Annotated in this window: 21 protein-coding genes; 6 read left to right on the top strand and 15 right to left on the bottom strand. The window is 63.7% G+C overall.

Annotated features, from left to right (window positions below; genetic code table 11):
- Positions 1–9: 9 nt before the first annotated feature.
- The 5 genes from H6718_06090 to H6718_06110 are packed head-to-tail and all read right to left on the bottom strand — an operon-like array spanning position 10 to position 2,879.
- Positions 10–399, bottom strand: a complete 390-nt coding sequence (locus H6718_06090) for a hypothetical protein (GenBank protein MCB9584947.1) — start codon at positions 397–399, stop codon at positions 10–12.
- Positions 396–908, bottom strand: a complete 513-nt coding sequence (locus H6718_06095) for a DUF2247 family protein (GenBank protein ID MCB9584948.1) — start codon at positions 906–908, stop codon at positions 396–398. Before H6718_06095 ends, H6718_06090 begins: the two co-directional genes overlap by 4 nt.
- On the bottom strand, positions 905–1,312 hold the full coding sequence (locus H6718_06100; GenBank protein ID MCB9584949.1) for a hypothetical protein: 408 nt from the start codon (positions 1,310–1,312) through the stop codon (positions 905–907). The genes H6718_06095 and H6718_06100 overlap by 4 nt, the downstream gene beginning before the upstream one ends.
- On the bottom strand, positions 1,309–2,085 hold the full coding sequence (locus H6718_06105; protein MCB9584950.1) for a hypothetical protein: 777 nt from the start codon (positions 2,083–2,085) through the stop codon (positions 1,309–1,311). The genes H6718_06100 and H6718_06105 overlap by 4 nt, the downstream gene beginning before the upstream one ends.
- A complete protein-coding gene (locus tag H6718_06110) occupies positions 2,073–2,879 on the bottom strand; it encodes a hypothetical protein (GenBank protein MCB9584951.1) in 807 nt (268 codons plus the stop codon). The genes H6718_06105 and H6718_06110 overlap by 13 nt, the downstream gene beginning before the upstream one ends.
- A gap of 148 nt (positions 2,880–3,027) precedes the next feature.
- Here H6718_06110 and H6718_06115 point away from each other — a divergent pair, with 148 nt between their 5' ends.
- A complete protein-coding gene (locus tag H6718_06115) occupies positions 3,028–3,675 on the top strand; it encodes a protein phosphatase 2C family protein (protein MCB9584952.1) in 648 nt (215 codons plus the stop codon).
- A 4-nt stretch (positions 3,676–3,679) separates the two neighbouring features.
- Here the strand turns inward: H6718_06115 and H6718_06120 are convergent, their stop codons facing one another.
- From H6718_06120 to H6718_06140, 5 genes are all read right to left on the bottom strand, one after another.
- Positions 3,680–4,234: a hypothetical protein gene (locus H6718_06120; GenBank protein MCB9584953.1), complete on the bottom strand. Its 555-nt coding sequence runs from the start codon at positions 4,232–4,234 to the stop codon at positions 3,680–3,682.
- 107 nt (positions 4,235–4,341) lie between these two features.
- On the bottom strand, positions 4,342–5,220 hold the full coding sequence (locus H6718_06125) for a hypothetical protein (GenBank protein ID MCB9584954.1): 879 nt from the start codon (positions 5,218–5,220) through the stop codon (positions 4,342–4,344).
- A gap of 57 nt (positions 5,221–5,277) precedes the next feature.
- A complete protein-coding gene (locus tag H6718_06130) occupies positions 5,278–5,904 on the bottom strand; it encodes a response regulator transcription factor (protein ID MCB9584955.1) in 627 nt (208 codons plus the stop codon).
- An 11-nt stretch (positions 5,905–5,915) separates the two neighbouring features.
- On the bottom strand, positions 5,916–7,694 hold the full coding sequence (locus H6718_06135) for a hypothetical protein (GenBank protein MCB9584956.1): 1,779 nt from the start codon (positions 7,692–7,694) through the stop codon (positions 5,916–5,918).
- Positions 7,695–7,861: 167 nt separating this feature from the next.
- Positions 7,862–8,533: a glutathione S-transferase N-terminal domain-containing protein gene (locus H6718_06140; protein MCB9584957.1), complete on the bottom strand. Its 672-nt coding sequence runs from the start codon at positions 8,531–8,533 to the stop codon at positions 7,862–7,864.
- A gap of 151 nt (positions 8,534–8,684) precedes the next feature.
- Here H6718_06140 and H6718_06145 point away from each other — a divergent pair, with 151 nt between their 5' ends.
- From H6718_06145 to H6718_06160, 4 genes are all read left to right on the top strand, one after another.
- Positions 8,685–9,635: a LysR family transcriptional regulator gene (locus H6718_06145; GenBank protein ID MCB9584958.1), complete on the top strand. Its 951-nt coding sequence runs from the start codon at positions 8,685–8,687 to the stop codon at positions 9,633–9,635.
- Positions 9,636–9,916: 281 nt separating this feature from the next.
- Entirely contained in the window at positions 9,917–11,980 is a 2,064-nt protein-coding gene (locus tag H6718_06150) for a glycogen debranching enzyme family protein (GenBank protein ID MCB9584959.1), read from the top strand.
- Positions 11,981–11,989: 9 nt separating this feature from the next.
- The gene (locus H6718_06155; protein MCB9584960.1) at positions 11,990–13,273 is read left to right on the top strand and encodes a glycosyltransferase family 4 protein; all 1,284 of its coding nucleotides are present in this window, start codon (positions 11,990–11,992) and stop codon (positions 13,271–13,273) included.
- Entirely contained in the window at positions 13,270–14,502 is a 1,233-nt protein-coding gene (locus tag H6718_06160; protein ID MCB9584961.1) for a polysaccharide deacetylase family protein, read from the top strand. The genes H6718_06155 and H6718_06160 overlap by 4 nt, the downstream gene beginning before the upstream one ends.
- Positions 14,503–14,521: 19 nt before the next feature.
- Here the strand turns inward: H6718_06160 and H6718_06165 are convergent, their stop codons facing one another.
- The 5 genes from H6718_06165 to H6718_06185 all read right to left on the bottom strand — a co-directional run bounded on the left by H6718_06165 (position 14,522) and on the right by H6718_06185 (position 21,621).
- Positions 14,522–16,129: a hypothetical protein gene (locus H6718_06165; GenBank protein MCB9584962.1), complete on the bottom strand. Its 1,608-nt coding sequence runs from the start codon at positions 16,127–16,129 to the stop codon at positions 14,522–14,524.
- 6 nt (positions 16,130–16,135) lie between these two features.
- Positions 16,136–18,700: an alpha-glucan family phosphorylase gene (glgP, locus tag H6718_06170; GenBank protein ID MCB9584963.1), complete on the bottom strand. Its 2,565-nt coding sequence runs from the start codon at positions 18,698–18,700 to the stop codon at positions 16,136–16,138.
- Positions 18,701–19,006: 306 nt separating this feature from the next.
- Positions 19,007–20,998 carry a CDGSH iron-sulfur domain-containing protein gene (locus H6718_06175; protein MCB9584964.1) on the bottom strand — a complete coding sequence of 664 codons (1,992 nt, stop codon included), beginning with the start codon at positions 20,996–20,998 and terminating at the stop codon, positions 19,007–19,009.
- A 21-nt stretch (positions 20,999–21,019) separates the two neighbouring features.
- Positions 21,020–21,184: a hypothetical protein gene (locus H6718_06180; GenBank protein ID MCB9584965.1), complete on the bottom strand. Its 165-nt coding sequence runs from the start codon at positions 21,182–21,184 to the stop codon at positions 21,020–21,022.
- A complete protein-coding gene (locus tag H6718_06185; GenBank protein MCB9584966.1) occupies positions 21,181–21,621 on the bottom strand; it encodes a hypothetical protein in 441 nt (146 codons plus the stop codon). The genes H6718_06180 and H6718_06185 overlap by 4 nt, the downstream gene beginning before the upstream one ends.
- On the opposite strand from H6718_06185, the gene H6718_06190 reads away from it, so the two are divergent.
- Positions 21,607–22,521: a hypothetical protein gene (locus H6718_06190; protein ID MCB9584967.1), complete on the top strand. Its 915-nt coding sequence runs from the start codon at positions 21,607–21,609 to the stop codon at positions 22,519–22,521. The genes H6718_06185 and H6718_06190 overlap by 15 nt on opposite strands.
- Positions 22,522–22,572 lie beyond the last annotated feature (51 nt).

The raw sequence follows: 22,572 nt of genomic DNA on the forward strand, positions 1-22,572 counted from the left end.
CCACTGAAGCTAGAGCCCCATGTCGAAGAGCCGCAAATCGCGCAGCTCCAGCTCGTACCAGCCGCGCAACGGCTGCCCCGCGGTCTTGTCATACTCGAGGGTCAGCGAGCCGTCCCCCAGCTTGAGATCAACGATCTCATTCTCGGGACTGACATTGATCAGCTCAGCTCTCACCAGATACCGTCCGTTGACTTCGAGCAGTCGAGGCGCTTCAACGGCCGCTCGCTTCGCGTCTGCGCGTAGCGGGACGACCGTCTCGGCATCCAGCTCGACGTAGCTCTCGTCGCCAGCCGCCGGCGCAGGTCCGTGCCACTCAGCCGAAGCACGTCCGCAGCAACAGCTGAACTCCACGATCGTGGGCTGGGTCGTCTGGCTGACGGAAAGGATGGTTACCTTCACGGCTCTAGCACTCCCGTCAATCTCCGTTCTTCTTCCTCGAGGAATCGAAGCCAGCGTGCGTATAGGTGCCGCGTGTTGCCCTCTCCGCCGAGATCGGGCGAGTCCGACGGCATATACCGAACGAAGCTCGAGATCGCAGCGGGGTAGTCAAAGTCTGCGTACACTTCGTCCACGACTTGGAGCGGATCGGCGAAGCGGGTTTGATTGTCGTAGACCCAGCGCAGCACCAGGTAGAGCCAAGGTTCGTCGACGGCGCCTGCCTCGGCCTGATCTCTAGCGAGACGGGTCACTAGCTGCTCCACCAGCGGATCGTCTATCGCACACCCCGCGAGCTCGACAACCTCGGCGGAAGCCGGCTCGCCCTGTGCCAGCAGTCGAGTCGCAGCCTGAATCGCCACGACGCGACCGATCAGTCCCTTTTGGAGTCCCCACGCGAGGCTCTGCCACGTCCACGGCACGCTCAGAACGAGTTCAGCGGGCAAGTCGAAACTGTGCTGCGTTGGGCTCATCGCCAACGCTCCAACTGGCCTCTCAGCCACTCATCGTAACCCGGACCATTGCCTTCGAGCTTCAAGACTTCAGGCGCCTCCTCGAGGAACCAGCGCTCGGGAGCTCGAGTCAGGTGTTCAGCCGAGCACGCGGGGCCGCCTTGAGCGAGCGCACCGAACATCTCCCGCAGCGGCGTCGCGATCACCGAACGCGAAGATGCCCGAGACGACCTCTCCAGCAACCCGAATCGGGAGACTACGAAGCGCGTTCGCGACGTGAGACTCCTTCGAGAGGGCGAGTAACGAATGAAGAGCGGAGGCTGGTCGTACTCCTCGAGTGCGCTCAGCCATGCGTGATCGTCGAGCCCGCTGGTAACCAGCAATCGCTCGAGCTCGGCTTCGATGGCTGGGTTCAGCAAACTCACGATTCGTATCCCTGAGGTATCACGTCGATCTCACGCAAGAACGGCAGCTGCTCCTCGGTAGCTTCGGGCGAGACCACGGCCCAGCGGTTGAATAGCAACACGACTCGCTCGCCGCGATCCATGATGGCGCGCGGTCCTTTCACTCCGTAGTCCCCCAGAAAGGTCGTCCACAGGTCGTCGAAGTCGGGCCGCCAATCCATCTTGAGTCGGCGCTTCGCGTAGTTGCTACTGCCAACGCGCCATGTATGGCCGAACAATCCCCGACGGATCTTCAAGAACAGCGCCTCGGCGATGTAGAAATCCTGACGGACCACCGCGGCGCGAAATCGTCGGCGCAGCACCAGCTGGGCGTCGCTTGGGTCCTTGGCCACGAGATGAGCTTGCAGGTCTGGCCCCTCGAACCTGAAGCCGCGCGGAAACTCCTGGAGCAGTCCATCCCGCAACTCGTATGCGCCTTCCGCAAACATCGTCTCCGCACCCGACACGCCAAAGTGAATCGTCGACAAGAAGCCGCGACAAGTCGCATCCAGGTCGATGAATCCGTCTTGTTGCACCACCTGGGTGAATTCCTCCACGGACACGTCGATCGCCTCGATGCCTTCAAGCTGACGATCCCAGCGCTCCACACCGGGTCCCTCCCCCCAAGCAACCCGGACCTGAAGCTTGCTGGTTCCGCCGCTGAGGCTGAGCACGCGACCGACCAAGCGCGCGAGCGGGATCTCACGTGCCGTCTCGGCGCGAATGCTGCGATGCAGCCCCTTCACTCGAACCACGACCTATTCGAGATCAGCTCGGAACAGCGCGCTTTGAACTCGGGGAAGTGTGCGCCTACCCGGCCCAACTTCCGAACCATTTCCCTACGGGAACCAAACGGGTAGAACCCATTGCTAAGGGCCAGCTCGATGTGGAGCGCGTCGCTAGCCTCACTCAGCCAGCGCTCAAGCGTTATCCGTTGCTCGGATCCGTTCGTGTTGCCGCTCCACACCGCAACGCCGAGAAGCCACTTCGCCTGCTCGAGCCTCAACACGTTGAAGCTAACTCCGCTGGCAATCAGCTCGCAGATGTCCTCGCTGTGGATCAGCTTGAAGAGGTCCTCCAGCACCGAGGAAGCACCGTCCAGGTCGAAATCCTCGCGCTCATCTGGAGCTTCGAACGCCGCCAGATGCTCGAGGCAGCGGTCAATCTCCTCCAGCAAGCTGGCGCGCTCGAGGCCAGGTCGAGAGCCGCAGCGGTTCGACACCTCCTGCTGTTCCGCCAGCCAATTGAGCAACTCGACGCTCGCCGCATTCGTCGCGACAGATGCGCGATCGAATGCAAGCCACGCGTCTGCACCCGCGAGCCGCACCTTGCGTGCGCCGCGCCACGTGTGCCCCGCATGGGTCTCGGCAAACCACTCGCCCACCGTCGGGCGCCACTCCATATCCACGCGCAGCCCACCAGGTGTCATGGATCGCCAAAACGTCGTCCCGCTCAGCGCGCCGAACGCTGCTGCGGCCCGCGCGAAGTCCTGCGCGGCGACCGCATCGCGAAACGCTGCTCGCTCGAGCGCAGGTGTATTCCCTGTCATTGTCTCATCACCCTTCGCCGGGGCGGGCGGAGCATAGCTCACCCCGCCATTTCGTCACGTTCTCAATGTTCACTGGGTCAAGACCGCACGGAATTGAGCACGGACTGGATCACCGGGAATTCGCGTCCGGCGCGCACGTTGCTCCTGCGTGACCTTCGAATATGCCATCCAGCGCGATTCGTTCCGCTCTACGGAGCGCTCGGAGGATCGTGTGTTCGCCAAGCGAGTGGGCGATGGACTGGTGGTCGCCGTGGCAGACGGCGCTGGAGGCACGCCGGGGAGAGCGGCAGCAGCGGAACACGCGATCACGAGCCTCGAGCGAGCGCTCGCGGAACCACACTTCGATCCATTTCAACTGCGCGGCTGGGTGGCGTTCATGCGCAGCTTGGATCAGGAGCTCGACGGACGCAGGTTGGGGGGAGAGACCACCTTGGTAGTCGTTGCGATCAACCCAAGCGGTGCGTGCTTCGGAGCCAGCGCAGGGGACTCTTCGGCGGCCATTTTAGACCACGGCGACCTGTTGCACCTGGCGGGTCCAACGCGCCACGCGTATCGCGCGCGGATCGGCAGCGGCCGCGCTCACCCAGCGGGCTTTGGGCTCGCCCATCTGGGTGGGCCGCTCATCGTCGCTAGCGATGGCTTGTTCCACTACGCGGCGTCCCAGGCGATCGCCGCGGCCATCGAATCTTTCCCTGAGGATATCGATCGGGCGATTCGCGGCGTGCTGGACACTGCGCGGTTGCCTTCAGGAGAACTACAGGACGACGTGGCCGTCGTCCTGGTGCGCCCCCACTGAGGCTCTACATGCCAATGTCCCAGTAAGCCAGGCCGTAGAACTCCAGCGTCGGTCCGAAGGCAAAGCGCCCGATCGTCTCTTGATCGCCTTCGGTCTCTTCGAGCAGCGCGGCTTCCATCAACGCGCCCACGGTCAGGTACTGATGCATGTACGACGAGTCGCTGCGCGTCAGGGTGTAGAGCGGCGCGAGCTGCGCGGCGCCACCGAGCAGGTTGGTCTGTTCGGAGCATGCGTAGCCGCCGCCCAGCACGTTCGTCTTGAAGCCTAGCTCCCCCGGATTGTCACCGAGGTTGGCGACGCCGAGCCCACCACTGAAGGGCATGCACAGGTGATCGCCTGGACGCAAACCGACGGATGCGGGGATCATCAGGACACCGGTGCGCCGCGGATACTCCATCTGCTTGGACCACGCGTTGGTGATCCCAGCGCCCGCCGTCACCCGCGCCTCGAAGCCAGCCTCACCGTTGTCATCCACAGTAGGCAGCGCGCTGACACCGATCATGTAGCTGCAGCCAGACAAGCCACTCACCAGCGCCATCACCAGCCAGGCTTTCCACATGCGATCTAGAGTAACGGCACTCGCGCCGGGTCCCCGCGTGTAGAAATCTGTGCACCGCGCCCGGCGTTGCGCAACTCCGTATGCGCCGCTAGGTGCGCGTAACTCCGTCAGAATTGAGTGCTAACGATTCCGCAGATATACCCCTCTTTGACCGTGACCACGGTTTGAGTCCCCACAGGCGGCCCCATGCGATCACTGAAGATGGCGGTAGCTGGTGAGCCCTCGCCGTCTACCTGGAGCGCCGTGTTTTCCTGGGTCTTGTCGAAGGACACCGTCATCTTGAACGGATACACGCCATCAGCGCCGGCCCAGTTCTTCTCGGCCAGCGTCATGTAGTTTGGATCCCTTAGTACCGCGCGGATTCGGCCCCCGTCGCTCGCCATGACCGAGTAGTTCAGGCTCGCGCGATAGCCATCGTTTTCGTACTGGAGGTCTTCGCCAAACCCATAAGCGGTCACGTCGCTAGTGGTACCTCCAACCGTGATGCCACCCTCGATCTGGAGCGTGGTCGTCGAGGCGGTAGCTGGTTCGTCGAGCACGATCTCACACCCGTTGGTGTCTGCAGTCAGGCACCCCTTGGCGTCGGTAGCGCAGTTCGTGGTGTGCGGCGGGAAGCCAGCGCTCGTTGCGCCGGTGCCACCGCTCCCGCTCGTGGCACCAGTGCCCCCCGCGCCTTCGCCACCAGCGCCTCCCTTTCCGCTGGTGCCGCCGGTTCCGGACGGAACACATTGGCAGCTCGGATTCCCACAAGTCTCGCCGGCGCTGCAGTCGGTGTCCCGCGAGCACGTAGCGCCGTTGACTCCCACCTCGCAGAAGCAAGTTCCAACGTTTGTGTCGCAAACCTGTGCACCGGGACACTTGCCGGTACAGTTCTTCTGGCCTTCGGTCCTCGTCTGATCCTCGTCACACCCGCCAAGCAGCAGACTAGCGACTGCAGCCAGGGAGAGAGCGAAGGTGCGGGCCCGAGTCCTTGTGCGCTTTTGCATGCCTCACGGTATCGACAATCCGTACCCGACTTCATCCCCCATGATCGGGGGGTCGGGTCAGACGAGGCCGCGACGCCTGGCTTCGATCAGCGCCTCTCGACGCCCCCGTGCGTGCAGCTTCTCGTACATGCTCTTCACGTAGCCGTGCACGGTATTTGGGCTCAATCCAAGCTGCTGGGCTATTTCCTTGTAGGAATATCCCTCGTCGATACCCGATAATACGTCGCGTTCTCGGGGGGTGAGGGAGCACTCGGGATCTGCCGCAACCTCCTCACGGAACTCGAGCACCACAGCGCGTGCGATACGAGGACTCATCGGCGCTCCACCTTGCGCCAAACTGCCGAGGGCTTCCAGAAGCTCCCGGGGGCTGGACCCCTTGAGCAGGTAGCCAGAGGCCCCCGCTTTCAGCGCAGCAAACACCGTGTCGCGATCCTCGAACACGGTGAACGCCATGATCTCGAGGCGCGGCAGCTCGCGCTTTGCCGCACGGATCAAGTCGACGCCGGAGCCGTCGGGCAATCCCAGATCGGTCAGCAAGATGTCGCTATTCGACTCCGGTAGCGCCGCCAGCGCCTCGGCGGTGGTGCTCACGCGACCGCTGACTTGCATCGTTGGCTCGCCATCCAACAGCACCGCTACGCTCTCGAGGAGGCGGCGATCATCCTCGACGATGAACACGCGCATAGAAAAAGAGCCTACTCTGCGACCGCTGGTCTCGGTAGACCTGCATCGGGGGGCGCGAGGGGAAACTCCAGGCGTACGGTCGTGCCGTTCGGGTTGCCACGAGTCAACGAAAGCGCCCCACCCAGGTCTCGCGCGCGGCCCTGCATATTGCGGATCCCAAAGCCCCCGACGCCTGACGGCGCATCCTCTCCCCCAACCCCGACTCCGTCGTCAGCGACGCTGAGTTCGAATGCCGTGGAGCGAACAGTCACGGAGACGTTCACGCGCTTCGCGTTGGCGTGTTTGAAGACGTTGTTGATGGCCTCCTGATAGGTTCGAAGAACGTTTGCGCAGACTCTGCTGGTCAACGCCGGCGATGCCGGGTGCACGTCGCTTTCCAGGGTGAGATCGATGCCATGGGGCTGGAGCAGCTGATTGCCGATATGGCGCAGTTGCTTGACGAGCTGAGGCCAGCTGAGGTCGCGCTCGTCCAGGCTGTTCAGCAGGCTGCGCATCTCCGCGAGGCCCTCCTTGGAGAGCTCGGCGATGTCAGAAATCGCGCGTCGCCGCTGCTCCTGAGATTCGCTGATGGCAGCTGACTCCGCAAGGAAACGGATATTGGTCGTGATACCGCCGATGCCGTCGTGGAGATCTCGGAGCAACTCGGAGCGCTCACGGGAGTTTGCGGCGACCGTTGCGCTGAGCTCCATCAGCATCGCCTCGCGCCGTCGCTGCACGATGGTGATGACCGCCGCGATAACGGTCAACGTCCCGACGAACGTGAAGGAGTCCCAAGCGAAATGCACGATGCCGAAGGACGCCAACACATCGTGCATGGTGAAGAACGTCGGCGCCAGGATCCCCGCACAGAAGATGCGCGCGTCTGTATCGCGTTCACGCGCCCGCTTCACCACCAGCACGAGCAACGCGATCACCTCCACGCCGATGAAGAGGCGTAGCACGACCTCCATCACGCCTTGAAAGGTGACCCACTGCAGCGCGACCGCCGAGCGATAGCCAAGCAAGTAGACGAAGGCAGTGAACGCAACGAACACCACCGCGTGCAGCCGCCAGAGCTTGCGCAGCAAGCCGCGCCATCCGGGACCGAACAGCTCACACACGAATGCGACCATGGAGATCACGCACACATGCGTGCCGATGCGATAGACGTCTTCCCAGAACAGCGGATGGTCGAAGAGCAGCGTGCGGAGCTTGGTGTAGTAGAGGGTGTACGACGCCGCGCCGATGGCATAGGCGCCCGCCAAGAACTGCAGGCGCCGCGCACCCACGGAAAACGCAGCGAGGACCAGCCCCGCAATGCCAACCAACAGCGCGATCCCCGCGGCAATGAAGCGCCCGATGTCGGCGTGCAGGATGGCTTGTCGATGTGCAGCCACCGAACCCACGAACGCCCCACCCTGGACACCGATCAACCAGTGCGTGGAGCGCACCCGAAGCATCAGCTCGTGCTCCCGTTGGTCCTCAGGCAGCGGCACGAGGCGCCAAGTCAGGCCATGCCAGATCGCGCGAGGCTCTTCCAGGTCTCCATGGCGATCGACGAGTTTGCCGTCGATGTAGCACTCGTACTGGGTCAGCAGTGGATCCAGCATCAGCGCTGGATCCCGAACCGCCGTTGCTGGGATGCGCGCCTTCATCCAGACGCGCTTGCTTTCTTTCGAGTTCCAATACAAGCGAGCGTCACTCGCGATAGGGCGCCAATCCGCTGCATCTCCCTCAGCAAGCCAGCTGAACTTGCCAGTGGCGGCGCGAGGCGAATCACCCGAGCGATAGCTCCACCCGCTCAATTCCACGCGGGATTCCGCTGCCCCCCCGGTACTTGGCTCGCTGCATCCAATGCAAAGGACGAACAGCGCGGCGAGCGCGAACACCAGGCGCATTCCCACGCCGAGCGTCCGCGCGTCACAGCGTCGCCAACCTCCCCGAACCACGTACGTGAGTATAGGGGGAAAGTCGCGCCCTAGGCGACCCCTAGCACCTGCGCCATCTGCGGGGTCAGCTCGTCATATTTCCGCAGATAATCGCCGTACAGCACACGCTCTTCGCCCATCGCCTTCGAAACGGACGGGCGCTGACGCAGCCTCGAGAAGTAAGCCTTGAGCGCTGGCCAGCGCCCCAGGTCGACGGGAGTTGCAGCAAACCAATTGAGCACCGTCACCAGGTAGGCATCAGCCACACTGAAGTCGCTCAACAGAAACTCACGCCCTTCCAGGTAACCAGCAAGGTAGTCGAGGCGAGACTCGGCTTTGCCGAGCGCATACGCCTTCACCTCGGGCGCTGCTTTGCGGTCGAAGAGCAGCGAGAACACGCCCTTGTGGAGCTCCGTGCTGACGAATGACAGCCACTGCTGGAGCTCGGCTTGAGCGTCGTCCCCAGTGGGAGCAAGGTGTTTGCCACTATCCAGACGCGCCACGCGTTGCAGCACCGCCATGTTCTCTTTGAGGAGACGCCCGTCGTCCTCTTCCAGCACAGGCACCAACCCCAGAGGATTCACCTGCAGGTAGTCCCCATCTTCCTTCAACGTGCGCTTGGCGCGCGCATCGACCTCAACGAACTCGGCTTCGACACCCGCCTCGTAGAGCGCGATGCGAGTCGCCATGGAACAAGCGAGCGGTGAGAAATACAGCTTCATGTCTCAGTCCTCCTTTGGGAGACCAATCTGGGGATCCCGGTCGCGTGCGTCCAACGCATACTTTTGCTAGTTTGTATGCGTGAAGCGCATAGCTGACTCTCACCCCACGCCAAACAACGTAGAGCGGCCGACCGCAGAGCGAACCAAGGTCGTGAACACCAAACCTCGCCTGGAGGTCCGCGATCTGGAGTTGGTGCTCGCTCTCGCGTCTACAGGCAGCACGGTCGCGGCGGCGGAGCGTCTGCACATCACGCAGTCGGCGGTCAGCCGAGCGCTTATCCTCGCGGAAGAGCGTATCGGCGTTCAGCTATTCGAACGCAAGCGTCGGGGCCTCCTGCCAACCCACGCAGGTGAGCGACTGATCGGAGGAGCCGGTCGCCTGCTGGAGCAATGGGTGGAGCTCGAGCGCCAGATCACGGCGCCGCCGATTGCTCCCCAACGCCTGAAGCTCGTGTGCCAGTGCTACACCGCTTACCGGTGGCTCCCGAGCACCCTGGCGCGCCTGCCGGAGTCGCTCTCGAACCTGGATGTGCAGCTCGCGGTGGAGCACACCGAGGACCCCCTCGCAGCGCTCAAAACGCGCAAAGTCGACATCGCCCTGCTCGCGTCTTCGAACGCCCCCGCTCCCCTCCGCGAGTTGCCGCTGTTTCACGATGAAATCGTGTTCCTGGTCGCTGACAACCACCCCCTGGCGAAGCAAAAGACCCTCACCAGCAAAGACTTACTGGGCCACACGCTGATTTCCTCGACTCAGACGCCCCAGGCCGAGGCCAGCTGGTTCATGCGCCAAGTGTTCGGAGCGCGCCAACCCAGACTCAAATACCTGCGCTTCCCGCTGACCGAGGCCGTGATCGACGCGACCCGAGCCGGTCTGGGGGTCGCGGCGCTGTCCGGCTGGATTGTGGAGCCCTACCTGGATGACGGCCTTTGCATACTGCGGCTACGGGGCAAGCCCCTGCGCCGCTCCTGGACCATGGCTTTCCCCGCGGAATATGAGAGCGCTGCTCGCGGGCTCGCGTCGGCGCTACTCGCGGCCGCGCCAGAGCCCCATCCGCGCAGGCTAAGCCGGGGAAGCCGCGCCTCGAAATCAGCCGTTGTGTAGCTGGACTGCATAGCGCACGCGTGTTGGCTGCACGGTAAAAGCTGCGCTGCGCTCAGACCCCGTCGCGAGGGTTGCGCGCTCTCGGATCACGCCCCGATCACGAGCGACGCAATGTGCAGGATTGGTGCTTGAAAGCAACCTCGCCGAAACATGCACCGTGTCCGAATCTCGATGGTCGGCGCAGGCTCCACCCTGCGGCGCCAAAAGTCTCGCACCTCCTCGGGCACGGATCCCGCAAGGGGCGCGACAACACCAACCCACGTCACTGCATGCGCTCGGTCATGTCAGCCATGGATACCTCCGAAGTCCTCACCACCTCCCTCTCCGCCTCTGGCGCCTGTCGCGAGGCGCTGCTCGCGCTGGAGTGGCTCGAGACCAACGGCCTCGGCGGCTTCGCCTCCTCCAGCGTCGCCGGCGCGAACACCCGCAAGTACCACGGGCTGCTGGTGAGTCGGACGCCTGAGCCACACCTCTTGCTCTCCAAGCTGGACCCCACGCTTATCTCCGCAGGGCAACGCATCGAGCTTGGCACCAATCTATTCCCCGGCGTGGTCCACCCCCGGGGCTTCGAGAGCGTCACGAGCTTCTCGGCTTCACCCTTCCCGCGCTGGCGCTACGCCCTGAAGCAAGGCACGTTCGAGCGCGCGGTGATGATGCCTCGGGGGGAAGACGCGGTCCTGCTGCGCTTCTCGCTCAGCGTGGACGCAGCGCCCTGCGAGCTCGAGCTGACTCCCCTGTTGGCTTTCCGCGGGCTGCATCGGCTCACCCAAGAGAACTTCGCGTTTCGAGCGCGTGTGTTCGCGGAAGGTCCCCGCCACAAGATCAGCCCCTACGAGGGCATGGTGGACCTGTACTTCGAGCACGCTGACGGCGAAGCGCTCGAGTTCTTCCCCGGGCCCCACTGGCACTACCGCTTCGAGTATCCCCGGGAGCAAGAGCGCGGCTATGATTTCCGCGAGGACTTGTTCTGCCCTGGGCTGTTCGAGATCAGCCTGAAGCCGGGTGAGAGCTTCACGTTGCGCGTCGGCACCCAGCCAAGCGAGCGCACCCCAAGCGAGGCGTGGCAGCAGGAGCTCGCGCGACGCGAAGCTCGCGACGCCCACTACTCGCGCCTGCCCGCTGGTTTCGCCGAGCTATCAGCGCGCAGTGAGGACTTCGTCGTCAACACTCCCTCAGGCTTGGCGATTCAAGCCGGTTACCCCTGGTTCGAGTGCTGGGGTCGCGACGCCATGATCGCGGTGCCTGGCTTGTGCTTCGAGACAGGACGCCTGAGCGAAGGCACCCAGGTGCTCCGCACCTTTGCCAGTCAGGCCCGCTCCGGCTTGATCCCCAACTTTCTGAATCCGCGCGGAGAACACGCCTACAACTCCGTCGATGCGTCTCTGTGGTTTGGCTGGGCGGTCGGTGAGTTGCTGCGCTTGGGAGAGCCGCAGCGCCTGGGGCACAGCGCGGAGGCGCGCGCCTTCCTGCCCGCGCTGGAACAGATCGTCGACGCCGTCCTGCGCAAGTCCACTCCAGGCCTCTGGCTTCAAGACTCTGGCCTGGTGTGGTCTGAAGCGCAGCTGACTTGGATGGACGCGAAGGTTCACGGTGTGCCCGTCACGCCCCGTCGAGGTCTCGCGGTCGAGATCAACGCGCTGTGGATCCACCTCCTCGACTTGGTGGTGCGCCTCAGCGACGAGCCGAACCCGCGCCTGGCTGAGCTAGTGGCATTGCGCGATCGCGCGCAGGCGACCTTCGCGCCCACGTTCTGGCTACCGGAGCTCGGTTACCTCGCGGATGTAGTCGAGCTGCATGATCAAGGCAGCACCCAAGACGTATCGCTTCGCCCGAACCAGCTGCTCGCGGTGTCGCTCGAGGGTCCCGCCCTGGTGAGTGACGAACAAGCTCGCTCGCTCGTCGCCCAGGTGCGCGAACACCTCGTCACGCCGTTCGGGCTCCGCACGTTGGCGCCTGAGAGCGCCGCCTACTGCCCACACTACGCTGGCCCTCAAGAAGAACGAGACGGCGCCTACCATCAGGGCACCGTGTGGCCGTGGCTCGTCGGGCACTTCGTCGCAGCAGCCTTGAAGAGCGCAGCAGAGCCTTCCGTCGTGGCCGCGGAGCTGAGTCAGACTTTCGCTCCGCTGATCGACAAGCATCTAAGCGAGTACGGCGTCGGAAGCATCGCGGAGATCTTCGACGGCTCAGCGCCGCACTCGCCGAATGGCTGCATTGCCCAAGCCTGGAGCGTTGGTGAGCTCATCCGAGCGCACGTCTGGCTTTCACGCAGCCTTCACCCTCACCCCCAAAATCAATCGCAATCCCATCGCAATCAACAAGGAGCGACAGCTGAGGCTGGTTGAAAGCCGACAATGAAGATCCTGATGTTTGGCTGGGAGTTCCCGCCAGCGATCAGTGGAGGCTTGGGCACGGCCTGCCACGGTCTGACCTTAGGAATGAGCCAACTGGGCGTCGATATCGCGTTCGTCTTGCCGCGAATCGACGACCCAAGTGAAGGCCAACACTTGGAACTGATCGGCGCCAATCAGGTGCCGATCCCCAAGGAACCAATCACGGAGACGCATAGCGTCTTCCGCACCATCGAGGTCCCGTCACCCTTGCGACCCTACGAAACGCCGGAGACTTACCGCGCCGCCTGGGAAGAGCGCTTCACCGTGGTGAATCAACCGCCAATGGATGATGAGCCGCGCGGATTGCTCGAGATGGGTGGGGACTACTCAAGCGATCTCTTCGGTGAGGTCCACCGCTACGCGATCATCGGCGGCCGTCTGGGCAAGCTCGAACCCCACGACGTGGTCCACGCTCACGACTGGATGACGTTCCCCGCCGGGATTGCCGCAGCGGACGCGAGCGGAAAGCCGCTCGTGGTTCACGTGCACGCGACGGAGTTCGACCGCAGCGGTGAGCACGTCAATCAAGGGATCTACGACATCGAGCGCCTGGGCGTGCAGCGCGCGGATCGAGTCATTGCGGTGAGCGAGCGCACCCGGCGCACGCTGATCGATCGCTATGGCGCCGACCCGAAGAAGGTGCGCGTGGTGCACAACGCCGTGACCAAGGACAAGCGCGTCGAGCGCAGCGACATCGAGCGCCCGCTCAAAGAGAAGGTCGTGCTGTTTCTCGGTCGCGTGACGATGCAAAAGGGCCCGGACTACTTCGTCGAAGCCGCCGCAAAGGTCCTCGAGCGCGTGCGCAACGTGCGCTTCGTGATGGCAGGCAACGGCGACATGTTGCCGCGCATGATCGAACGCGCGGCGGCGCTCCGCATCACGAACCACTTCCACTTCACGGGCTTCTTGAAGGGTGAGGAAGTGGACCGCATGTTCGCGCAGAGCGACCTGTACGTCTTCCCGTCGGTCTCCGAACCCTTTGGCATCACGCCGTTTGAGGCCATCAAGCACGACGTGCCGGTGATCTTGAGCAAGCAAACCGGCGTCGCGGAAACGCTACCCAACGCCGTGCAAGTCGACTTCTGGGATATCGACTGCCTGGTCGACGCAATCGTCGAGCTACTCACAGAGCAAGACAAAGCGCAGCAGCTGGTGGAGCAACACCGGCGCGACTTGGAATCCGTGGATTGGTCACGCGCCGCAGAGCGCGTGCTCGAAGTGTATGGGGAGGTAACTCAGTCATGATCTCGGTGTGCTTCTATTTTCAGGTCCATCAGCCGTTTCGCCTGCGGCCCGACTATCGCTACTTCAACATTGGTCGCGACCACGACTACGAAGACGACCGCGCCAACGCACAGATCATGCGGAAGGTGGCGGACAAGTGCTACCTGCCCACGAACCGCCTGATCCTCGACATGATCCGCAAGACGGATGGGCGTTTCCGTGCGAGTTACTCGATCACCGGCACGGCGATCGAGCAGTTTCGCATGTATTGCCCCGAGGTACTGGATAGCTTCCGTGAGCTGGTAGACACCGGCTGTGTCGAACTCATCGGCGAGACGTACTACCACTCCCTGGCCTTCTTGTTCTCGCGCCCGGAGTTCGCCGAACAAGTCGCGCTCCACCAGCGCACGCTGCAGCAAGAGTTCGGAGTGCGGGCGACGACGTTCCGCAACACCGAGCTGATTTACAACAACGAGCTCGCTCACGAAGTCGAACGCCTGGGTTTCGACGCCGTCATCGCGGAAGGCACTGAGCGCTCCTTGCAGTGGCGCAGTCCAAACTTCGTCTATCAGCCCGCTCCATGTCGCAAGACGAAGCTCCTGCTGAAGAACTATCGCCTCTCCGATGACCTGGCGTTCCGCTTCTCGGATCGCAACTGGGAAGGTTGGCCCCTCACCGCGCCCAAGTTCGCTTCGTGGCTGCATCAGGTCGCGGGCGGCGGCGAGACCATCAACCTGTTCATGGACTACGAGACCTTCGGTGAGCACCAGTGGGCCGAGACCGGCATCTTCGATTGCCTGCGTCACCTGCCCGAGGCCGTATTGCAACACCCCGACTTCCGTTTTCATACCCCCGCGGAAGTGGCGCGGCTCCACCCGCCGGTCGCGAAGCTCGATGTGCCGTTCGTCACCTCGTGGGCTGACGCCGAGCGCGACGTGACGGCTTGGCTTGGCAATCCACTGCAGGACGCCTCGGTGGAGGCCATCTACGCGCTAGAGCAGGCGGTGAAGAAGAGCGGTGACATCCAGCTGATCGGCACCTGGCGCCGCCTGCTGACGAGCGACCATTTCTACTACATGTGCACGAAGTTCTTCAGCGACGGCGACGTGCACAAGTACTTCAACCCCTACAAGACGCCCTACGACGCGTTCGTGATCTACAACAACGTGCTCGCCGATCTGCGGGTCGAGCTGGAGCGCCGCGGCCTGCTTCAGCTGTCCGCGGAGGAGCACGCGAAGATCGCCGTCTGAAGCGAGCCGCTGCCCGAACTCAGCCGCAGCGGTAGATACGCACCCCGGCGGGCTCCAGGCGGAGCTCGTCGGGAGCCGCAGCAATGTCCGGATGACCGCCAAACAGCGAACGGAGCGGCCTGCCGCGCCAGCTGTCCGGGAAGTGCAACGTCTGTTCGCGCCCCACGTCGAAGTTCGCGACGACTAGGTACTCGTTCTTCTGGGTTTGGGGGTGAGAGCGACAACCGGCGACCAGCGCTGGATGATCGCCGTCGATGAAGTGCAGATTTTTTGCCACTCGGAAAATCGAATCCGAAGCCTGCAGGTGATTGATGGCTCTGAGCGCCTCAGCGTAGCGTCCGTCGCCGAGCTGATGGAAGCCATCGGGCGCCCCGATGAACGGCACTCGAGTGTCCGTTCCATGCTCGACTCCCTGGACGACGCCCGTGGCCCCCAAGCCAAGCAGCGCCACCACGGCGTAGCGCGCGGGCGTTGCCGCGGCAGAGCCATACTCTTCTGCGACTGATCCGCTGTCCTGGGACAACACTGGGAGGTAGTGGTGCAATCGCGGCTCCGCGCGGTGCAAGTAGAGCAAGTATCGCCGAGTGTCGGCGGCGTACGGCGACTCCCACGCGGTGCCTAGCAGCATCTGCACGCCGCCGTGCCACAGCAGGCGCTCTGCTGCTTGCTCTGAATCGAAGAGCTCCGCCAGCACGGCGACGTGGGGATAACGCGCATTGAGCACGTTCAACATCTGCTCCAGGAAGCCGCGGTGAGTGCTGTGGGCATTGTCGAGGCGCACCACGCCACCCGTTTCCGCGGAGAACCGTGACCAGAACAGCGCATAGCGCGTCAGCTCGTCCCACAGCGCCTGACGCACATTGGGCTCGGGGTGCCCCGTGTTGAGCAGCACCACGTCGTCCCACTTCACCCAGTTCTTCCCCGCCCAGAAGCCTGCCCGCTTCAAGCCGTCGGCCTCGGTTGCGTCGGGGACGATCCACTCGGGATGGGAACGCGCGATGCTGCCCTCACGCGCGACGTGATTCACCACCAAGTCCATGCACAAGCCGATCCCCAGCCGCTTGGCCTCGGCGGTGAACGCCTCGAACTGTTCGATGGAGGAACTCACTGACGTCGGCTCGGCGTACGCCTGGGTGACGCGGAACCAATCGGAGATCGCGTACGGGCTCTCGGAGGGGCCCATCATGGTGATAGGCAACAAATGCACCGCGTTGAACCCCAGATCGTGAATGCGCTGGAGTTCCTGGCGCCACTGGGGAAAACGCCCGCTCACCCGCGGAATCAACGTGTACATCCGCAGGTCATTCACCAGCCGCGGCTCGACCTTGAGCCTACCGTGAGGGCGCGCCTCGCGCTCGAAGGAGGCACCGCCATCCCAGGAGGCGTGAAGCTGAAAATGGAAGACGCCGAGCTGATTGACCTCGAACTCCACCCGATAGCGATCTCCCGCAACACGGTGCAGCGGCAGATCGACGAAGGTACCCACGGGCCCTGGCAAATCCGTGCGCGCGATCACCAGCGACGGTTGCAACGGCACCTCCGCTTCGATCGCGAAGCGGCTCCCAAGCTCGGCGCGCAGGAAGTCGCCTTCCGCACACACACCAACCCGACGTGGACGTTTGATCACTCGGTCTCACTCACCCGGGCTGCCCGCGGGCTCCCAAACGACCAGGCCGGGAACGAACGACTGCGCGAGGTCTGGATGATCCGGAAGCACGCGCAAGGCGAAGCCATGCACGCCGGTTTGTTCAACGCTCAGCTCGCACACGTAGCGGTAGCGACCGCCCGTCAGCTCTTGCTCCAGGGTCAGGTCCACCGCCGCGATATTCGCTATTTCCCCACGGTTATCAATGGGACCAAAACAGGCCTGCACCTTCACCATCTGGGGCGTGATCGCCTCCGGGAGCGTGACCTGAGCGGCGACGCTCAGGGGGCGCTGGACGTGGATCGGGCTCTGGGTCTCCGCTTGAACCTCTTCGATGCGTACCGCCGGCCAATTCGCGCGCACGGTGTTCAAGTACTCGCACAGCGCGCGCCCCGCCTTGAATCCGTCGGCGGCGAGGCGCTGAGCGTGGAGGTGGGCCGGCACATAGTACTGATCGGAGTAGTCCTGGAGCATGCGGTGGGAGTTGAAGCGCGGCGCGAGCTCTCGGATGCTGTGCTTCATCATGCGCACCCACTCCTCAGGCACGTCGTTCTCGCGTTTGTAGAACGTTGGCACCACCTGGTGTTCGAGCACATCGTAGAGCCGCTCGCTCTCGATGCGATCCTGGTAGTCGCGATCCGAGTACTCCTCACCGTTACCGATGGTCCAGCCGACCGCTGCAGACGGGCGCTCGTCCCACCAGCCATCGGAGATCGAGCAGTTGAGCACGCCGTTGATAGCCGCCTTCATGCCGCTGGTGCCGGAAGCTTCCATCGGCCGGCGGGGCGTGTTGAGCCAGAGGTCGACACCCTGCACCAGGTGCCGCGCGACCTCCATATCGTAATTTTCCGCAAAGAAAACACGACGCTCGAGGCCGTTCTCCCGGGCGAACTGAATGATCTTCTGAATCAGCTCTTTGCCGGCGAGGTCTGCTGGGTGCGCCTTGCCAGCGAACACCAATTGCACGGGGCGCTCAGCGTCGCTCAGCAAGCGCTTCAAGCGCTCCGCGTTCGAGAACACCAGGTCGGCGCGCTTGTAGGTGGCGAAGCGCCGAGCGAAGCCGATGGTCAACGCGTTGGGGTCGAAGACTTCTTCTGGCGGCGGAGAATTGAGCGTCTCCCCGTTGCGCTTTACGCGGTCCTCGTACAGTCCCCTCAAGTAGCGGACGAGGCGATGACGGCGCGTGTCATGAACTCGCCACAGCTCTTCCTCGGGGATCTGCTCTACGCCGCTCCAGACTTCATGCTCCTCGGGGTGCGAGCGCCAGCGCGGCGGTAGGTAGCGGTCGAGTAGCTCCGCGAGGTCGACGCCGATCCAGCTCATCAAGTGCACGCCGTTGGTCACGTGACCAATCGGCACGTCTTGCACCGGGGTCTGCGGCCAGAGCTCGGACCACATCGCGCGACTCACGCGGCCATGCAGCCGCGCGACGCCGTTTGCGCGCTGGCTGGTGTGCAGCGCGAGCACCGCCATGGAGAACTCTTCGTGCGCGTCGTCAGGCTTCACGTGTCCGAGGCGCAGCAAGTCTTCGACCTCGACTCGCAGCCCCGGCGCGAGGGGCGCCAGGTACTCTCGCGCGAGCTCGTTCGGAAAGCGGTCAATACCTGCGGGAACCGGAGTGTGCGTGGTGAAGAGGTTCCCCGCAGCGTTGGCGACCAGCGCTTCTTGAAAGCTCAGGTCGTCTGCTTCAATCGACATGCGGATCTGCTCCAGCGCCTGGAACGCGGCGTGTCCTTCGTTCATGTGCCGGACGCTGGGGGTGATACCCAGGCGCGCCAGGGCACGACGTCCGCCAACCCCCAGGACGAGCTCCTGCTTGATGCGCGTGACTTGGTCACCGCCATAGAGCTGAGAGGTGATCTCGCGGTCTTCCTGGGAGTTCTCAGGCAGGTTCGCGTCGAGCAAGATCAGCCGCACGCGCCCCACCAAGAGTTCCCACAACCCGAGCTTCACCTCGCGACCAGGAAACTCGACACTGACGACAACCTGAGACTCGTCTTCCGCGATGATGCGTCGGAGCGGCAAGTTGTAGAGATCGAGATCGGGGCTGTAGTCCTGCTGAAAGCCCGACTTGTCGATCTCCTGCTGGGTATACCCGCGGCTATACAAAAGCCCCACGCCGGTCAGGGGAACCCCAAGCCCCGAGGAGCTCTTCAGGTGATCGCCGGCCAGGATCCCAAGGCCGCCAGAGTAGTTGCGAAAACACTCGGCCAAGCCAAATTCCGCACAGAAATATGCAATCGTGGCGTCGCTAGCGGAAGGATGGCGTGCTTCGAACCAACCCGGCGAGGGGTGATGTTCGGTCAGGTGACGCTGCACCGTCTGCAACAAGAACAAGTAGGACTCATCGGTCGCGAGCTGTTCCAGGCGCGTCTGTGAGCAGCGACGCAGCAACATCAGCGGGTTGTGCTTCGTCGCGTGCCACAGCTTGGGGTCGATACGCGCGAACAAATCTACCGACTCGTGATGCCAGCTCCAGCCAAGGTTGTTGGCGATTTCCAGTAACGGAACCAGCGGCTCAGGCAAGGCGGGGACGGACTCGAAACGGCGCACACGGATAGGAGTAAACGAGAACATATCTCACACGATTCGCAGGCCGCTGCCGACCACGAAGCCGAAGCGATAGTGCCCAAGGCAGCTTGCTCATCATGCCCGGGCCCCTAGGCAAGGCAAGCGAGATCCCTTCTGCAACCCGCCGCGCCCCGGAGGCCCACGTTTTTGGCCGCACAGCACCGCGCGATTGTTTCGCTTGTGTGTCACAGCGTTAGCCGCTCAGGAACGGGCCCGAAAGCGACTACTACCCAAGCCAGACAAGCGCAGGTTCGCCTCCCTCGGGCGCTTGCGCGACTTCGTCGAGGACTAAGATTCCGAGCGGAAACCAATGCGGCGATGGGTGCCATCGCAGAATGGCTTGTTCGCTGAGCCGCCACACCGGCAGAGCTTCGCCCGCGTGATCCGCGCGACGGTGCGCCCAGTGCCGGCGCAGATTTCCAGGTTGCCGCTCACCGAAAGTGGACCGTCATGCAGGGGCTCCACCGTCAAGCGACCGTCTCTCGCGGCGAGGCTGGTGGTGTCCCCGGTGGCGGGCTCGCCGCTCGCCGCGAAGCCCGCAGCGTTGTGGCTGCCGTCACAGTACGGCTTGTGCTTGGAGGCGCCACAACGACACAGTGTCGCGCGGAAACGCGGGTCTTGCCCTGACACGTGCAGGTCGGCGACCACGGCGTACGGCCCGTTCTCCCGGATGTGCAGCGTATTCACCTCCGGCGCTTGTTCGTCGAAGCCGCCGTCCTTGCGCGTGTAGGTGATCGCACCGGACGGACAGCGCCTGGCGATCGCCGCCAGCTCCTCAGCCGGCATTTGGTCTGGATAGATCCACTCTCCCGGGGTGTTCGCGAGGAAGACCCGTGGCGCGCCCAACACGCAAAAGCGGGCGTGGATGCAACGCTTGCTGTCGAAGCTCAGAGTCAGCGCTTGGCCTTCGACCACCTCCGCGGCAGGTTCGTCCGCTGCGGCTTCAGCGGGTGCCGCCGCCTGGGCTGCGGTGGGCTGAACTGCGGCGGGCTGAACTGCGGCAGGAGCTTCGGGGAGCACGTCGAGGCGCCTCCGCGGGCGCTCCGGCGCTTGTGCGCGGAGCCGGTCAGCGCTGCCAACCAGGTTGCTCGCGATGGCCTCAAACCTCGGGGAAACGTCCTTCAGCAACTCAGCGCCCCGCGCAAGCTCGTCAGTTCGCTCCGCGAGGAGCTGCATGGCAGAGGCCGCCCCTGGGACTCGCAGTTGGCGCGTCATCGCGAAGGAGATCCCAGCGCATTCTCCGCCTTCGGGTCGAGCGGGAAGTGCTGTCAACACGTCGCTGACATCCGGCAACGCGTGCATGATTGCAACGGCTTCATCCACCGCCGCACGTCGTTCGCCCGCGGACACGGGGGAGTACGCAACCGCAAGCAGTCGTAGCATTTGGTTGTAGATGGCGTTGCCAAAGTCGAGCACTCGCGCGGCGCTTGGTTCCTCCACCCAGGTCTTGCCCTCGGGGGCCGGAGGAAACCGCTGCACCGGATTCTTCGCGACGTCCCTCGCCGGGACGAAGCTCGGATCCGCCGCCTGGAGCTCACGATATTCGTCTTGGATCGCGCGAAAACGTCGATAGTGAGAGTCGGGCGACTCCTCGCTGTGGCCCTCGCCTTGCGCCACGACTTCGTCGATTGCTTGGTAGGCGGAAGCAGCATCCACGACCGCAACGACACCCTCGAGGTTCACCAGGTCAGGGCCAAGCTGTACCGCTGGGTCACCAACGAAGAGCGCTTCTTCCCCCAGGGTCGCCACCAACCGCTCGACGCCCGCGCGCACCTCACGATACATATGACCGACCGTGCCGTAGTCCTGAGCCGAGGGCAGCAGCATCTGCGAGCTGAACACGCGGCGATACCGCACGGAATGAGAGAAGCCGGCGCCATCTGGGTGGTCCACCCCCTCTGGCCGCTCCAGGAACACGAAGTGATCGATCGTGCTCTGATCGAAGGGGTGGAGCTCCACCACGATGTCCGCGGGGTGATAGCCCCGCGGGATCGGGAAGTTCGGACGCCTGAGGTGTGGCGGACCACCGATTGCCACGAGCAAGTTGTTCGCGTTGACGAGGTGCGCCATCTCGTCGATGGCGACATTGACGATGCTGTTTCGCCAACGCTCCACCGCGGTGAGCTGCGCGCCCTCCAAGCCGTCCTCCGCGGTCTTGAGAGACCATGCCGCGTACAGGTAGCAGCACATCAGGTTGTGCTCGATCTCGCACGCCTCCGTGAGCAACTCGGCGAGCTCTTCACGGGATTGGATGACGAGGGCGGCTTCGGGGTTCGACATAGAGGGGTTGCGTCGCTTCGTTCAGCCGAGCTCGCGTGCGATGGCGTCGGCGCTGGGGTCGATCAAAAACTCGAGTCCGGCTCCGGGGTAGCGGGCCTGCATCTTCTCACGGATTTGTTGCTTCGCGGAGTCAGGCAATGTGAGGGCTTGGCCCCGATGCTGTTGAACCTCACCAATGAACGTCAAGAGGTAGTCGCGTTGTGACCGTCGGCGACGTACGAGTGAGGCCCGTTGAAGACCAAGTCACTCAAGAACGCCGTCTTCACCGGCGCGTCGATGAACCACACGGAGTTCGCGTCAGAGTCACCGCCGGCGCCGAGGTCCTCGACACGATAGCTGACGCCGTCAATCTCAACGACTTGCCCTGAGGAAACATGTTTCGTGGGGTAGGTCCACGCCTTCACCCACTCGTCGCCGAACGTGGGCCCCCACTGTTCTCGTTTCGGCACCTCGAGGCTGTGCATCAGCTGATGCACCGGCTCGGTTGAGTAGATCGGTACGGCCAGGTCACGCGTCAGATTCGTGATGCCAGCAACGTGATCGGGGCCGCCAGACCTTGAGTCGCCGCGACGCTTGGCACGGGGAGCACCTAGACCTAGCCTCGAGTCATGGGGACGCTGCAACGCTTCAATCTGCGAGATGATCACGCTTCAGTTGCGTTTGACTGCCTCACACTGCGTCCAGAGGGCGATCATCCAGTGCCGCTGTGTCTGTTCTTGTTCGGCGGCGGAGGGCAAGTCGAAAACCTTTCGGACCTGCGCCCTTCAATCGAGTCGGCGTGGGCGGTAGGCGACCTCTTGCCGCTCTGCATCGCGTGCGTGGAGGTGCCGCCATTTTGCTTCTATCTGGACGACGCCGAGCGCGGCTGGCAGTTCGAGACCCGAATTGCGGTCGACGCCCCACGAGCCTTGCGCGACCACGTGGCGCTCTCGGATCGCCAAGGTCTGGTCGGGATCTCGATGGGCGGCTATGGCGCGCTGAAGATCGCGTTCTCGCGACCCAATACTTTCCACGCGGTTTCTGCTACCGCGCCGATGCTCGAGCCGTCGCTGGATGCCACAACGAGTCCCCTGCGTAACCGCTACTTCTACCCGCCCGAGGTGCCGGCACGACTCCTGGGAAAGGACCGGGATGCCACGCTCTTTGCAGCAGATCACCCGGCGCAGCGCGCTGAGCGCAACGCCTCGGAGCTGAGTCAGCTCGCCATACGCTTGGAAGCGGGTAGCGACGACGCGCTCAGCGCCCACGACGGCGCGGAGTTCCACCATCGCGTGCTCTGGGACCTAGACGTGCCTCACGAATACCACTTGTTGCGCCACGGAGATCACGTCGGTTCAAGCGTGGCCCCGCGCCTCATCGAGGCCTTTTCGTGGGTGGCCCGCGCACTTCATGAAGAAGCCGATCGACACGACCCAGTTGCGCAACAACTGCGGCAAATGCTCACGCCGGCGCGCAATGCCGCAGCCTCTGACGACTCGGAGCTCGAACGCGTCTACGGTCGGCTCCGGGGGTACTCCCGCTAGTCAGCGGGGCGCCGTATAGTGAATCCCGCGAAGCCGCTTGGCTGCGCGTGG

Source organism: Polyangiaceae bacterium (genome assembly GCA_020633205.1).
Taxonomy (GTDB): domain Bacteria; phylum Myxococcota_A; class Polyangia; order Polyangiales; family Polyangiaceae; genus JAHBVY01.